The sequence below is a fragment of the bacterium genome, from assembly GCA_021108215.1.
Taxonomy (GTDB): Bacteria; Oederibacteriota; JAAXVQ01; order JAAXVQ01; family JAUVAV01; genus JAIORK01.
In genome coordinates, this window is record JAIORK010000036.1 from 138123 (window position 1) to 155977 (window position 17855).

General features: G+C 48.3%; 1 protein-coding gene. It reads right to left on the reverse strand.

Annotation, left to right across the window (positions count from 1 at the left end):
• Nucleotides 1-104 precede the first annotated feature (104 nt).
• The gene (locus K8S19_08535) at nucleotides 105-17246 is read right to left on the reverse strand and encodes a (d)CMP kinase (protein MCD4813722.1); all 17142 of its coding nucleotides are present in this window, start codon (nucleotides 17244-17246) and stop codon (nucleotides 105-107) included.
• Nucleotides 17247-17855 lie beyond the last annotated feature (609 nt).

Below are 17855 nucleotides of genomic sequence, written 5' to 3' on the forward strand. Positions count from 1 at the left end.
AATTATATATATATAATATAGCACATTTTAAGCCGTATTTCAATGTGAAGCGTTTATATCTATTCAGTTTCACTACAGCATAAAACATAAATTCGCCTAATATTTTAGGCAGCACTATCCAATCCACGACGATAAAGCGGTTTGGGAAGTTGTAAGGGTTCACCCTTCCACAAGGTCGCCGGGAACATTTTCAATAATTTCCTTAATAAATAGGGTTTTTCAATAACAATCCGCGGAACAACCTGATCAATTTTAGTACCATCCCGGGTTGTGACGGTTATTGTTTCTTTTGCGATTCCAGGAGGAATTTCTCCCAAAACAGAAAGAACACCCTTACTTGCTTCGGTACTATCCTGAACCCCTTCCAGGACACTCATAAGCCCCTGAACAAGAAACATGACTTTAGCCTGGTCCCACTTTTGGCCTAAGTTTTGGAGCGATTGCTGCATCCATCTGCTTTGGACCAACTGTGTACTTACCTGGCTCGTGATTGATGTCTTGAGTCGATAGTGATAATACTGGGCCGGGGCAAAGGTCGCAACACCAAGCATTGTTCCTGCTACCGCCAGTTCAACACTAAAACCGCCCATCAAAGCCACACCAAGACCTGCCCAAACACTCAGAAGCAATCCAAGCATTGCTGTTTTAGCAAATCCCTGCAAACGCGGATTGGAGAGTAACAACATTAACCGCAAACTGGTCGGAACACCGCGCATTCGATTGAACCACTGCCCAAGCCGGCCTTCCCGCATATTGAGAAGTATTCCACCGGCAGGTCGCACTGCGGTTTGGGGTGTTGCCGCACCAATCTGCTGAACACGCAAAATTTGATCAATCACATTTTGAATCGTACCGGTATCGTCCACCTGGGCGAACGCCATAGCAGACCTTTGTGCCCTCGCCTGGCTTTCCGATATCCAGCGGATCACACTATCCAGATCCTCAATCGAGATATTGTTTACTGCCTGGATCAGCACCTGCGCCTGGGCGTCACTTAAAGCCGCCTTGACAGATACATTTTTATTCATTGCATCCCACAACGCTACGACGCTTTCACGGTTTCCCACCCGGGATAACAACAACGCATCCGGAACGGCTTGCTCTGCATTCTCCCGGAATTGCATCAGTTTTTGCGCCATCCCGGCCTGTAGCTGCGGCAACAACGCCGAAGAAACCTTGGCGGTTATTTCCTTGACCTGATCGGAATATTGATTAAAAGCAACATCATCAAGTAATGTCTGCTGCGGAATCCCCTGCATTCGCGCATCAATCATAAAACTATATGCCCGTAACATGGCAGCTGCTTCCGCCTCTGAAATAATCCCTTCCCGGACATACTGATTGATGACTTCATCCACCGAAGCAAAATGACGGCCATAGAGGCTGTTGGCCATCAGCATAAGATTATAAAAAAGCTTCTGTGTCTTTTTGGGCGTGATCGCTGAAATGGACTTCTTAATCTGCTGCTTGGCAAGATAGGTCAAATCAAGTTGATACTTTATATCCGCCATAATTCCCGCCTGTATCCGAATAATATCCGCTTGCACCGCTTGCGATCCTGTCATAGCGCGGGCACCAAGTAATTTACTGCGCACCAAATAGTCTGTGTCCTGCGACCAATTTTCCAATGTTTCAATGGCATAAATTTCGTTCGTCGGATCAGACAAGTATCCCAGTTCCTTACTAAGAATACCGTCAACAACATTTTTCAGGTTTTCAACCGCTTTGTGGTCAGCATCATTTTTACTGATCCAAAACATATCCATATCTGATTCAGTGACCGGTTCTCCCAGGCGCGACATACTGCCTGCGTAAAACACGGGCGCGGTGATCACACCGCGGGTCATAAAACGCGACCGCCTGTTTTCAGGCAAACGCCCAATTGCGGCCTGCAAGGCATAAAAAAGCGCATAGTGGTTTAGAATCCTGATCATTTCCGACAACTGCCGCGTATTTTTTTCACCGCCTACTGTTTTTGCCAGCGCCTCTAAAATTTCCCGCCGTGGACTTTGGCTAAACTGTGCAATCTGCTTTTTGGCTTGCGCAAACGCTTCATCCGAAATATCCAAAGATGCATTAAAAAGCGCTTCTTCAATATTATCGTATGGGGCCGTGGCTTGCGCTGCCCGGGCGTAGTCAGTTTTTTGTAAAAGTTCATTTAATAATCCGCTTATATTTCTGCCGGGAGTTCCGAAGGAACGCCGGCTGTCACGAGGCGTCTGCACCCCGGACATAAGCCCAATACCGATCCCGCTTACCGCCATCGCGGCCGGTAACAGTACCGCCAAAGCGGCCGGTATTGTCAGAAATAAACCGGCTGCCAGCATCACACCGGACAGGGTAAACACTCCGCTCAATACCAGCGCACCGGTGCGAACACCACTGCGCTCGACACGTGCGATGGCAACCGGAGCAGTAAAAAAATCAAGTGTATGCGCCATAAATTCAGCCAGACCACTCATCACCCGGTATGCCGGAGTTCCGGGTTGCTGTCGGGTAATATCCAGCCCAAGCTGCCGCATCATTTTATCCACCAGAACATGCGAATAGGATTCATGCGCCACAATCGGCCAGGGCGCTTCGGCCACAACCTGACCGGTTACCGGATCAACCATTTTTTGCGTAACCGGATCATACGCACCCACTGGTTTTCCCCAGTTTTTCAGCATGCCGGACCAGCCGTGTTTGGCATACAGTGCCCGGCCCACAGCCGCCAGTTTGGCAGAAGGATAAAGCAAGCCGATTGCCAATCCAGGACCCATACCGACCACCGGGAGTAATAGCATCGTCCACAGCAAACTCACAACCAGGGTGTTTTTCAAACTAAGCCATTGATACCGTAAAGGTTTCGCCTGGGGCTTTCCCTGCGCATCAAAATTAATTAATAATTTATTGGAATCGTTGGAATCCACACTATATCCAAATTCCCTTTCCATGGCCGAATTAAGTTTGCCCGGCAGGAGCCGCAATATCTGCGGCGAGAGCATGCCGAAACTCTGCCGGAGATCCTGCAGGACCTTACTCCGTGCCTGCCCCAGATGCGTCCGTATTTTCCTAAGCAGATCGGATTGATCGAGGCTATCCGGAAATTCATGTGCATTGTCACTGAAACGCATCATCATCTGATAGGGCACCAACCGGCCGTTTCTTTTTATGTGCACCAGAATAGAACTGTTATCGCCAATGGTGCTTACACGCCCTTCGATGAGAATACCGCCCTCACGCAAAGCCTTGCCCATGCTTTGTACAGCTGCTTGTTTGGCCTGCTCGCTTTTGTACCAACGCAACACGTTTGTACAGCGGATGATGTCAACATTTTCCTGCTGAATCTCAAATCCGCCCAATTGGAAAGCGACATTATTATGCGCTTCCTCCAGTGCAACGATTTGGCGGTAATTCTCCAGACTGTTTTCAATGCCAATCACCTGTGCCTCACGATTGATCTCACCGATCCGTTTGGCGGTTTCCAAAGTGGTGTCCGCATCGCGGCCAGGTCCGACCTCTATAAAAACAGGTGCCTTACCGGTCACCGGATTGTTTTGGCTCAAGTCAATCCCAATTTCCGGCAGCAAGGTATCAAACATATAATCATCCGTATCTTTCAAGCGCCCCGGCTGTGATTCGTCAGAGGTCAGGATGCCGGAAACCACACCCATGCCTTCCACACGGGCAATAAGCGCATCCGTACTGTAACCGGTCACTGCTGTGACAATCTCATCCGCCCGGTCATGGGAAAACCCGACGCTTTCCAATGCTTCATGCAGCACAATGGCGGCAACCACCTCATTATCTTTGCGGTTATTTTCAAACTGTTGGAATGCCTTCCCGGTGATATAGACTTTCCCATTGAGATGGAATGCACCGGTTTCATAGAGATCCTGATCCGTTTCGATCCTTTTTCCGTCAACACGCCTCGCGATATGGATGGAAATTTGCGTGGCATTAATTTTTTTGATTTGTGCGGCCTCTGTCTCATCTCGGGCCGCATTGACCGCCATTTCCAGATAATCCGCCAGTTGGTTCCGGATGGGAGATGCCCGGCCGCGATACCGCGAGAGGGTCACTGCCGCCAGGCCTTGGGCGGAAAATACGGCATTCACAATTTCTTCAATACGGTCACGTGAAAATGCCGCAATCGTCGCAAGCGCCTTGGCCGGTTGGAGCGTGATGTTATACATGCTCTCGGTCGCGTTTTTCAATAAAGTCCCCAGTAATAATTCACCCTTTGCTCCCTGGAGTGTACCGCTTAAATTCGCTTTTTCAAGATCATTTAAAAACGCAACCAGGGTATCAACCTGCGCTTCTTCCCGTGGATACAGTTCACGATCCTTGGCAGTCGCAATCAGATTGTCCAATGCCGACTGCAAATAGGCGGCCCCGCGTACAGGACCGAAAATTTTCATAACCCCTCGATAAATCACGGAATAAGGAACCCATTCTTTGCGCACACTCCAGCCCTTTTTAAAATTTTCATAAAGGCGGTAGAGATGACGCTCCGGAGGAAAATCTTCCGGAAAATCCAGTGTGGTCATATCAACCATGGCAGCGGTCCATCTGAATTTCTTTCCGACCTGAACCCGTTTAACCAAGATATTTTTAAAAGTCGGATCGAAAATGGTACCACCGATCCGGGCCAATTTCATATATTCACCCACAACAGCGATCACCGCATCTTCAAAATTTTGAAGAAATTCTTCATCCGGATTTTCAAATTCCGGCTCCCATCCTGAAATGCGCTCCCCGGGGAAATACTCCTCAAACATCCAATCCTTGCCTACCGGTCCCATCAGCAATGCCTTGTACCTGCGTTTTTTTCGTAAAATCTCAAAAGCCTTAACTGCCTGACGGACAACTTCAGTGTTTCCCGGCTTGTTCGTGGTTTTCAAAACCAGGGAACGAAATCCACGGCCGCTCTTGATGTTAATCAGGTAAGCGGCTTTTTCTGCGCCTTTGTCAATATAGCTAACCGAAATATAATCTTCCGGTCTGAGTTTTTCAGGAAATCCCATACCGAACAATTCTTCCAGCGCCGCGTCCAAGATATGGTCCTGCTGGATAACTTCACTGATCCGCAGTTGTTCGCTTTTTTGAATATCCGTAAAAATCACCCGGACCAGTTTGCCATCAACTGTGATCTGTTTTTCCGCCGTCTTTTTGGCCAGATACCGGCGCATCCCGAAAGAATCGCCAAAGCTTTCTTCCCAGGCATCTGAAACGATATCTTGCAGGCTGCTGCGCATTTCCTCCTGGCCGTCAAAAACCTGTGCGACAACCACATTTAAATACCGCTTCACACCGTTGATGGGGCCGTTGCGAAAAATCTGAATATGATTTTTTTCAGGCTGCGGGATCTGCGGAAATGAAGCCTGCAGAATTGACAAAATATATCCAGCATAAATGTCTTGGCATCCCATCTTGAGCGGCGCTTCTGTATTGCCGTTTTTGATGACCTCTATTTTTTCATTACGCTTAAAATCACGACTCAGCGGTATTTTAAACCGAAAAGTATCGCCGTCCGAATCTGTGAATTCCGCAGTCCGGAAATTAATTTTTCCCGGATAACCCTCGTCCGACCCCAGCGATCCTACCATCCCCATGGCCAGCATACCGCCGCCGGCTTCCTGATTAAAATAACTGTAAAGTCCGCCTGCGATCATCAGGATGATCATCGGGTTGCCGCGTACAAAATCAACGGCGCGCCGAGCCAGTTTGCGCAGTGTCCCAAACCGACTCACTTCCTGAGGCTGAACCTGCAACTGCCTGCTCTGGATAATTTTAATGCCAATAAAAGGTAATACTGTTATTAAAAAACCGCTCGCAATGACGCCCACCGCAATTGGCGCAAAAACGCCGGTTACAATGATGCCGTAAATTCCAAATGTCATGATGCCCAATCCCAGCAGGGAAATTGCGGCCCCGAGCCGAAAGAAACCCGCTTCATTGCGGGGCAGCACTGCCAGCCGGCCAGTGGTTTCACGGACCATGCGGACCTGGGCGCTTAATTCCCGATAAAAACTGGCTGCTTTTTCTTTGGCCAGATCCCGCATACTCTGCCGGGCTGTTACCAGTAATTTTCGGCTGTAAGGCGTAATTTTCCCCTGCTTGGCCATACTCGCGACCTGAAGATCCTGGAACATGCGCCCGATTTTACCAGGCTGACGGACCTCCGCTGTCGGCATGCTGGTATACACAGCCGTCAGGGAAACCTGGGCATTATTGCCATAGCCGGAATTATTCATCTCCGCCTCAATGGCAGTTACAAAAGCATCAATCGCTTCATCTTCCGGTTTTCCGGATCGCAAAACATCCGTCCCGATCGTATCAATTGCCAGATGAGGCAAAGCGATCAGCTGGTCGCCGGCACTGTAGCTGATGAAATCATTCAAAAATTTAAATTTATAATATTTTGGTGTCAATTGGGCACGTTCCGCCGTATCCAGTAAGGCGGCTTCCTTCGCACTCACCAATTTACCGCCGACATCAATAAACATGGAGACAAATTTTTCCCGCATCGCCTCATCCACGGCAGCGTCGAATCCTGCCGTATCCGATTTGATCTCTTTTATAATAGCGTCCAAAGAACGTGTATCACCGGCCGCCTTCATATTCTGTGCCGTCTCTTCAGCGTAAGACTCTGAAAAACCAATACGCGCAGTATCTATGAAATTACCGTAATACTGCCCCTCCAGCTCAATCAGGTGGGTTTCTTTGGGCGTAATCACAACCACTTGTATCTTATCCGGTCCGGTCGAGGGCGGCGCCCGGCCGATATAAACTTCAGATGAAAAATTCTTTTTCCCCCGGAGAAATTTCAAGCGCTGATCCACCGTTTCCCGCAATCCTTCAATCGTAAAATGCCGGGGATAGAGCGTCTCGTATTTTTGCTTATGCCCGTTGCCATCCGGGCGAAATTCAGTTTTAAGTAAAAGGTTGTCCTCAAACAAGAGTTTTTGCATCTGCATCTGCTCAGTATGCGTCTCACCCAGCAGCGTGGCCCCTTCTTCTTTTATCCTCGGCTCAATCGGCTTATCCATCTGATCCACCACGACTTGATTCTTCTTCATCCCCTTTTCAACATCCACTATCCGGCCGGGACCATACACGGCATGTTTATCCCCGCGCTTGCCGTCATGTAAAAAATCTCCGGCCAGTTCATACACCTCATCATCCCATTGATTGATATCCGTGCGATTGAGCGTCCCCTTACGCTGTTTCCGTACCATGTCATTGGGAACACGACTCGGTTTGGTGGCACCGGTGGTTGCTGTAGTCGTCAACACTGCTCCATTTTCCAGATAATCAACCCCTTGCGCACGGGCAGTTTCCCGGAGTTCCCGACTGACCAAGTCAGCCATTTTCATGTTTTTCAACTGAACATCTATTTTCAAATCTTCCATGGCCTTTTGCAGCAGCCCTTGCATCAAACGGCCGCCGGCCTGCTCCATTGATTCACCCTCCAAATAGGCCGTACGCTGGTCCTGATCAAGATACCCTTTGAGTTCGGTTTGCAATTGGGTTATTAATTTTCGTTTTCGGGCCGCAGATAATTCATTGAACCCGACTTTAAGCATAACGCGAATACCCATAACTTCATCACGCACCACCCGCACCGTATTCTTGGCACCAAATTTTTCATAGCGGAGATTTATTTCATCGGCAATAGCTTTCAGGGATTGCATTTGGGTTTCATCCATACCCGGCAATTCAAACGCCATCAGCTGATTATGCATCCGCGATTGAATGGCTTTGCGGAACACTTCCAAAACCGCCTCGGTATCTGCCACGGACAAATTATCCGGCAGCACATAAATCCCTTCATCACCACCGTGGCGAATCGTAAAAATTTTGCCGGTTGCCAACTTAGGCAGTAAACGGAACGCTTCTAAAAAACGCACCTGAAAAAGTGCTTGCCGAATTTTCCTCAGAATTTCAAAGCGTCCTTTCCGAAGATATTGCTTCACACCGGGTGCCCGTGCGGTCTCAGTCATCACTGCCAGCACATCATCCAGCACACAATTTGTCAAAGCCTTACCATAGATGAGGTTGTAGGAGGAGAGGCCGTCAATATCTGAAAACGCCTCCCAAAAATCGCCGCCTTTTTCCAGAATTCTTTTACGCAGCGCCTCACCCTGTGCACGGGTCAACATTTTATTTGAGGAGAAAAACCAGCCCGTAAACCGGTTGCGCAGACGCTGCAACACACTGGATTTAAGGATGACTTCCTGATGTGCCATAGAGACCGTCTCAGCCAGAGTAAAATCAGTGGTATTAAGAATCACAGCATCTGTGACTGCCTGCAAAGGATCACGTCTCCGCGTCCGGGCAAGTTTATCTAATTGCCGCAAACGCTTCATTGCATCAACAACTTCATCTTTGGAAATCCGGCGCCGGGCTTTGCGCTCAATCCGGCTGCGTAAATCATTGTTGACCACATAAAATTTCGCCCGGGCCTGGCGGTCAAAAATCTTTGCGCCCATGGTCTGGCCGACGGCAATAATATTTTGTTCTCTGGCCAGGCGGCGCAATTGTATTTCCAGCATATCCTGAATTGCAGGCACTTTACCCAAGGCCGTCACAATCGGTTTGAGTTTGATGCCTGCCTCGACTTCACGCACCTTGCCTGCGGCATCCAGTTGCGGAATAACCTGATCCGTAATTTCCTGTCTGCGTTTCCTCTCCGGATTAATGAAAACCCGCATCCGACGCTCGGTCGCTGCGCGATCAAATTGCATACTCACCGCAGCTTGTTCTAAATCTCTCACAACTTGGTTTTCAACATAATTAACCAACTGCTCTTTTTTCGCTTTCAGGGTATCCAGCAGATCAATCAGATAAACAATATCCTTACGAAACGCTTCCTTTTGACGAATTTCCTTGCGCACCTGATCAATCTCCTCATCAATTTCAGCAAGATTCTCAAAAACCGAAGCATCCAAACGTCCGCTTTCAATTGCCGCTTTCACCACCCAGGCGTAGGCACGGTAATAGACACCCGCCTCGACCAACGTGTATCCATAATATCTGGAAAGCACCTGGGCAATCTCCTGTTTTCCGGAAGCATCGGGTCCGTCCACGGTGATCACAAATTTAATTTTAAAATAATTGTAAACACCCCAAACCAGCACCAGCACTGAGATGGCGATCCACGCGCCGGAAATGCCCGCTATCGTACCGACAAAAAACATGGTTAGCAGTGCGCTGATTATGCCAACCACACCCACTGTAATGAATAGCGCCGAGAATAAGCGGGTGGGCCAGGCAATCTCCTGGAAAAAACTCCGAATTGATGTCATCTGTCCCAACGAATACTTCGAAAAGGTGCTGAGTTCGCTGACGGTTTGATGCGGTTCTCCCAGTACGCTTTCCAGCACTTCATGAAGAACCGCTTCACTGACAGTATGACCTTCCAATACATTAATGTATCCAATATTGCCGTGGGCGGTTTTTTCGATGGTTAAAAAAGCGCCAATCTCCTTGGCCCGTGATGGCACCCCCTTCTGCGGAAACACTTTCCTGACCTTTAAATCAACAATTTTCTGATCCCGGCCTAAAACCGCCACACTGATGGAATTTCCCTTTTCCATTTGCGTGAGTACATTGCGTAACCGGGCCAGGGTGGCTTCATACATTGTTCCGCGCAAAGGTTTTTCCATACGCTCAATTTCATAGCGCAGCAGCTCGCGCGTATACTCCGAATCTCTGGTTTCAACGTTATGTCCGAAAAAATCAAAAAAAGCATTAAGTTGTTTCTGGCTCATCAGTGAGAAACCCTGTTTAACAACAGCATCAGCCAAGTCCCCGGTCTGTGAGGCAATAATATTATTCTGTCGAGCCGTCAGGCGCATTTTTTTAAAAATCGTCGTACGTCCCTCCAGAAATTTTGTCATCATCTGTGTAAGGGTCTGCTGCGTTTCTTCCCCATAGAAACCGCGTTCCTGCAAGTTCAGTGCTATTGCCTGCTGCCGAAGATTCAATATCTTTCTGGCGGCCTTTAAAACCAGGAGTGTGTTTTTCTTTTGTTGCTCCTTGATGGCTGCCACCCCGCCTGGTTGCGCATCTATCTGAGTAATCACATTCGCCGTATTTTCAATAATGGCCGCCAAATGAGCATCATCATAATGCCGTGGGTTGCTCAATTTGGCATCAATACTTTCCGGATAAAGCGCTTGTTCGATAATAAACGCCAAAGCGTGTGATTGCTCAATCCCATTGGCTTGCAGTACAGCTTCGACAATTTCATGTAAAACCGTCGAAGCTCTCAGCTCGCCATAAAGTTGCCTTTCAAAAACAACACTAATCTTACCGCTAAAATTTTCATTCACCGCCAAGGCGCCAACGATTTTGTCGGTTGTTTGAATGGAAAGATTTTCCGCTGAAATGGCATGTAAATCTTTTTCAATGCTTGCCAACACCGTTTTGTCCTCGATAAAAGAATCAAGAACACTTACCACCTCGCGGGAACGCATTTTTATATGACGGGCATAAACCTCCGTCTTTTCTTCCTGCAACGCCTCGGACCGGCTCTGCACCTGGGTAAACTCTTCCACCAACACCGGTTGCGCGCTGAGTCCGGCCACTTCAAAAGCCATGGCCCCAACCATCTGACTCTCAGACTGCAGCCGAAATTCTTTTCCCGCCTCCAGCGAAAGCATTGTATTCCCACCGTGCCTCTTGCTGCTCACCCCGGCATTGACAACCAGAACCGGAGCGGTCTCGCCCATCCCTTTACGCATATTTGCGACATACAACTCCACATCCTCGGGCCGCGTGCTGGCAACATTTACCGAGAGGTCAACATTGACAGGTAAATTTTTATAATGGGAAGCCTGCCGCGCATCTGCACAAATATTCAAATGCAGGACATACTCTTTCCCATCAACCTGCAGGGAAACAATATTGTCGCGGAGCGCCAACCCATCAGCAAAAGCCTGCGCAACCACCGGGTGATCCGCCAAAAGCTTTTGAATCTGCGGCCTACCGGCCACATCGGCTGAACGGGTCCCTTGCCGGACGGCACGCAGTGTATCCAGATCACGCGCAATCGTCGCCGGAACATTGGGACGAATCACCAACACACCGTCAACCGGCATCCCTTCCGCCGACAAGCGCACACCCATAATAATATTTACATTTTTATCGTTCGCCTGCTTCTGTAAAGCATCGATGGCTTGTTCCATCTTGGCCGGATCAGCGGTCGCCATATACCGTTCAGGAAAAACCACCAACTCAGCACCATTGTGCTGCAAAGAATCAATATTGTCGCGTGTACGATTCTGCCAGTTAAAAAAATCGGTATCCACCGGATGCGGCAATTGATCCTGGACCGCCACCACACGCAAGCCGCGTCCGATTTGTTCTCCCACGGTCTGAACCGCGAGGGCTTCTTCTGAAGCCACTGCACTGCGCAGAACCGCATTTCCCATCGTCATAACTAGTTTGGCTCTTGCCTGGCGGCTGGCTTGAATGCCAATATCCTTACTGGCGCGCAGTGTCGGTGTGGTCAAATCAATAACACCGACCATTTTGCTCTGATCAAAAACAGTCATGCCTTCCACTGAATGTCCGGAGAAAAATGCCACCTTGTCAATGCCCAAAGCCGGCAAGGCCTGTTTGATCCCTCGCAGGGTGCTGATAAACTGTTTTTCCGCACCCCTAAACCCGGGACGGTTGAAATGCGAGGAGCCGTTGTCAACACAAAGCACAGTTTGCCCGTTGATCACTGCCACACGCATGTACCCGGCGTAACCGGCGGTCCTAATATTCTCCGCATTCGGGTTGGAATAGGTGGCATGCGGCACACCGCCGCGCGAGACTACCTGGCTGCCATCCACGGCATAGGTGATAAAATCACTGATCGTGATTGCGGACTCGCTTTCTTCCACCTGATCCATAATACGTTCAAGCGCCTGCCGAAAACCGGGATTGCGCGAGGTAAATGTATTCAGTTGCATACCCTGAACCAGCAACATTTTTTGTTCTACCAGGTTGGCCTGCAGGACCCGGACATCTTCATCTTTGCTGTAGCGTTTTGCCAAAATTTCTATGACCCGCTCAGCCTCAGTCAACAGTTCCATCAACCGGGCCTGATTATAGCGACCGCTGCGGTATTGGGTCAATGCGGTGTTAAAATTTTCTTTAACCGCTGCAACCAAATCCTGTTTGGCAGCGGCACCTGAATAAGCTGTGTCAGATTCGGGTGCTGTCAATTTGCGGTCTTCCGCCTTGCTAAACTCGGCACTGACCGCTTCTATCCCCATGTCGTATCCCGCCAGCAAACGGGCCACAATTCCGGCAAATGCCTCACCGGTTGTATCACCCTTCAAACCGGCAATATGGCCGGTCTCATGTGCCAACAGCCGCATGAGTTTGGTCACATTATTTTTTGCAGCGTATTTTTGAATTTGATTGGCATTGAGGCAAATCTGATCGCCGCGCACCAATGCAACACCGTGATCCGTATCAGACATTTTATCCGAAACCAGCACACGATAGGTCAATGCCGGCCCTTCAGCAATACTCGCGTACAACTGTACCAATGCACTATTGGCCTGCATAAAATCAAAATTAAGCTGATTTCTCAGTTTGGCATGTTCCTGACTTTCATTATAAGAAAGACTCTTTTTACGCTTGAGAAAAACATCGCGTTTCTCTTTTTTATCTCGTTCCGCAACGAGTTTATTGCGTGTTTGATCAAGCTTGTCCAACAGATCATCTTTGCTCAACGTCACGGTATTATCTTCACCCAGGGTAAAACCAATACGCGTCAGTTGAGTATTAATTGCATCTTGGACCTGCTGATTGCCATAGGCATCCAAAGGTACCGCCGCTGTCCAGGGATCATACGCTGCCAGTTCCAAACCCTTTCCCATTTTGGCTGTTTGGGAAGATTTGGATACCAGCGCTGCCATGGCAATTGTTTCACCGCCATGTTTGGCCTGCAATTGGCTGATCACTTCAAGGACAATGTTCAATTCCGCGGTCAGGTCCGTCATCTGCTCCAAAGCATTTCCGGATTGCTGCGCGGTTGTCCGGAGATGCTGATCCATATACCGGCCGGCAATCATCTGCATCATTTCGGGCCATGTCATCTCATCAAACACACTATTCATTTCACTCAATTGGCTTTGGACAAATGTTTCAATATCAGCTTGTTTTCCCCGGGCGGTTTGCTGTGCATTTGTCAGTGCGGCAAGTGCTTGGGAAAAATTGTTTTGGCTGGATGAATATAAATATGAAAAATTGCGAATCAATTGGGAGGTCATGCGGGGAAATAGACTGGTCAGTTTTGCATCTGAGAGTTTTTCTAAAAGGTCGGCAGGATAGCCTTCAGGAAGTAGTTGTTGAAGGTCTTCCCTGGTTGGGGGCGCTTTGTTACTAAATAAACCTAAGGCATGTTGGGCCGCTGCCTGACGCAGCAGATCCTGCCCCATGGTGCGCAGTCCGTCCCGGATTGCGTCTTCCTTACCCTGAAAAACCGCATCATTCATGCTGTCCTGCATAAATTGATCAAAATTTCGCAACGCAGCAATGGCGGCCTGTTGCGAAGTAATCATACCGCTCAATTTTTTCGCAACCAGCACACTCATGGCTCCCTGGTTCCCGGCCAGTGCCTGGGTGACTTCGGCATACAAGCTCTCCATGGCCGGTCCCTGAATAGCTGCCGGCAACCCGGCCAGACGCTGCCCTATCTTTTGATTAAAATTCAAAAACAGATCAACTGTATAATTAACATCCCCTGCCATGGCAGCCTGCTCTTGCGCCGCCACCCTGTCTGCAAAGTATTGATACGCCGGTATAATCGCCAGTTGTTCACCCGCATCGCCGGAACGCAGCATTTTCTGAAGATCAGTCACACTCTGAATAGCACCGTTTTTTTCTTCATAAAGTGCCACCGCTTCCACAATCGGGGCATCCGCAGCTCGACTCAAATATTCTTGCCGCTCATTCATAAAACGACGTGTTGCTACCTCAACCGAATACCCCCGCTCCCATACAACTCTGAATACCTCCAGGATATCACCGGCGGAATACAGGCCCTCGGTGGCCTGCATGAGGGATTCGGATATTTTTTGCAGCAGCGTAACACCGAGTTCATGCACTTCGGCATTGTCGCCGGTCTTGGAAATCAATTCGGAAATTTCCGCCCGGGTCAATACCTGATCATAAGCCGTGAACACATCCATATTCACATGCTGGGTGTTCCAGCCGTCAACTGTAAACCAGCGGTCAAGAATCCTTTTCTGTCTATCCGATAATTCCAACCCTGACGCCTCGGTATCCTGCAACACTTGCCCCGTATCTTCTCCCGGGGTTTTTCCGGTCAGGTTAATATCTCCAAGGTCAATGTCTTCCTCCAAATCAAGCACCACGTCCTCGGAAACGGAAGCATCTTCCTGTACACCAGAAGCAGCTTTGGCATAAATTCCTTTAAATTCATCCGCGCTTACTTGTTTTGCAGCAAGTACCTCTGACAATTCAATAACATTATTTTTAATTTCTTTTGCTTGTGCCAAGGTAGGTCGTATATTTGAAATAGGATTAAAGGTAATATCCAAAACTGCTAGTTCAACATCATGCGCTTTTGATAGTGCCAACATGGCATCCCGCTGTGCCTGTGTAATATATTCCGGCAGGATGCGTTCCGGATTTATAAAATCCTGAGCACCCAATTCAAATGAATTGCGGTTTAAATGAATTGCGTTAATCAATTGCGCCAGCGGCGAGTCTCCCTTGACTTGAAGACTTTCCAGCGCAACACCTTGATTTATCTGCTCTGCCAGAGATTCCGCTTCCATGAAATCCGCTGCCAAGGCCTCCACCTGCGAAACCGGTGTGCCTTCCGTCCAGGGCATCACCCCGCTCCGGTAAGCCATCCCGGCCATGGCCAGACGGTCGGCCCGGTTGTTGATAAAATCACTCAGCGTCGGGCTGCCTTCCGCCAATGTCATAACATTTTCCAAAGCAATCTGAAAATCAGTCTGCTTAAGTGTATTGGCGCCATAGCCGTAATTATCACTGGCCCAGGTCCTGGCACGTGCAATCAAATCCCCTTGCGGAAGCAAGACACTGTTGGCCAACGACTTAAATTGATTATTCTGCATCAGGGTGCCTGCGCTCCATACAAATGCAGCGCTAAAGGCAATCGGCATCAGAGGAAATATACCCATGATTATACTGCCGGCCAGCAGCACACCGGATATCGTAGTCAACCAAACAGCAGCCAAACGATTGCCGGCAAGCATGTTTTGAAAACCTCGCCAACCTTCCCGAATGGCTGTAGGTGACAGCGTGGACAAACTATTGCTAAAAGCCAACAAACCCCTTTGCAATCCTCCGGGCCGACTCACAATCATGGCCAGCGTGCCGAAAGCACGTGTAACCGGATTATTGATCCCGCCAATTTTTGAAATCAATCCTGTTACCGCAAAAACACCACCGCGACCTTTTTTCTCTGTTCCCAAAATATCCGCCCGTTTCTGAGCAAACTCTTCCTGAGACACAAATTGAAACATAAAATTATTCCCTTGGAGTGCTTCGCCGGGAACTGCCAATGTATAATTTTGGGTTGTATTGGGACGAATGACCACAAAATGCTCCGGCGCTTTTTCAAAGGTAAATACATAAACACCTTTTGCCGGATTGGAATTTTCCGCTTGATAGACCATCGCAACATTGGGATCATCTGCCGCATAGTTCCCCCGCATTTCGCGATAGGCTGCCTGGAGTTCTTCTCCTGCGAGCCCGTTTTCCAAAACCAATTTACGCCCCAGCTCAACCTCCCATACCGTTTCCATATAGCGTTTGAATAACGTATTGTTGAATAAACTACGGGGTGCGAAAATATTCTCATTGCGCGCCAATAATTTTTCCAGGGGAGTTTTTTCATTGCGCAGCAGAGAAAAATAAGGATTGGCTGCGTCCGTATTGGTAATGCGGGGTTTCACCGTAATAAACGAAACACCCTGACGGCGCAAAGCTTTTTCCACATGCGAGGCATGAAAACCGCCGGTAATCAATACCGATATCACCTGGTTACGCCGATCCATTGTTTGCATAATATTTTCCACAAACGCATGCGAGCGTTTGTCGGCAACAACATAAAATTTTGCCGCCAAATCCAAATACTGATTTATTTTCAAAACACCGGGATCCAGATCCGGCTGGATGGCAAACCGGTAACTGATATCCTCCAGGAAGTGAAGCATCGTGGTGATTTTAAATTCTTCCCGATGGGTACGAAAATAACGCAGATCATCCGTAGTAGCGCTGATATTAACCAAATTTTCCATTACTTTCAGAATGTAGAGATAGTGGTCTAATTGGCGCTGCTCATACGAGGTATACATTTTTTTCCGAATGGCCCGTTCAAGCGTCTCCGCCTCCTGAAGCAACTTCTCATAGTCAACCGCAGCGTTTACCGGAAGCTTGTGCTCCAAAGAATAAAGCCGCATGACTTTATAGGGTTCCAAATCAACCCCGGTCGTATGCGCTTCAAGTAAAAGAAAATCGCAATAATTTTCCAGGCTGATGTTTTCATTATTAAATTCTTCCCACTTGTGATCCATCTTTGCCAAATTCATATTATACAGCGGACGTTTGAGCCGCTCCAACGCATAGCGCAAATCTTCGCAATACCCCTGACTTTCCTCATTGAGAAATTTCATCAGTGTATCGCGATTATCAACATAGAGCCTTTCCGATTCAATCCCCTGAAGAATAAGTCCGCCATCTGTGACTGCGGATTGATATTCCGGTCCGGTAATCCGGCCGCGCTGCATAAAATATTCACTGATGTTTTTTCTGAGATCCTCCGCCGGAACCGTCGAAAGCTTGCTGACACTGACCGGCGTACTCTCACCTTCCACACCCACCAGACGCAGTTTGTTTTTCTTCATCATCCGTTCCAGCATCAAGCGGATATTGGTTTGCACCTCATAATTACAGTGTAAATCCTGAATATATACAATGGTACGTCCCGAATTGCCTTGAAAACTGCCGGTCACCCGACCCCAATCCGGTTTGATATGAATCGTATTCCCATTGGCCTTCAATGGCGTATAACCAAATTCGCCGATCAATCCGCCGGGATAAGAGCCGGCTTGAAAAGCAAACGACATAAACGGCAATAAGAAAGAAATTGAAACCAAGATTGCCAACACCTTGGTCCACATCCGCCGCCCGGGCGTACGCCACCTATCAAGGCTGAACACGGTTTCAGGCTGGAAAGTACTTGAAATAACTTTCATGAAAAGGTCACTCCCTTCACAGACTTCATCTACAGGTCCTGCAAGGCACATAGGTGCACTGCTTTTTCCCTGCAGATCAAGCAAAGGATACAGATATCCTATGGTAATAAAAATATATTTCTACAGAGTTAAGTATAGCATAGGAAATAAACGTTCGCAAATCGAGGATAAAAATTGTTTTATTTTAGAACAGATAGCACTCAGGATATTATATATGAATAAAAGTGGTAATATTCTAAAAAATGTAGTTATTTTGGTATGTTTTTTGGTGCGCATACTTACATCGTCAATCCTGAAAAAGTCAAATTGAAACTCATTTCCCGATGAAACCTGGTCAAACGATTGAGCAAGTACGCTGCCGGGATTCGGATGATACGATGATACCTCGCCTTCGTGGCCGCTACTTTAGTGTCTATCCACATCCCCGGTTCCATACTTTGTCCTTTGGCGGCTCACGCGATCAATCTAGCGTGATTTTTGTGCCTTCATACGATCAATACCTGTGCGCATTGTTTCACTCCTGTGCTGCAAAGGGGCCTTATGATATTATAACTGCCTGCACTAAGTCACCGGCTGCTGAATAAGTCTGCCAGGCCATACCCCTGCAGC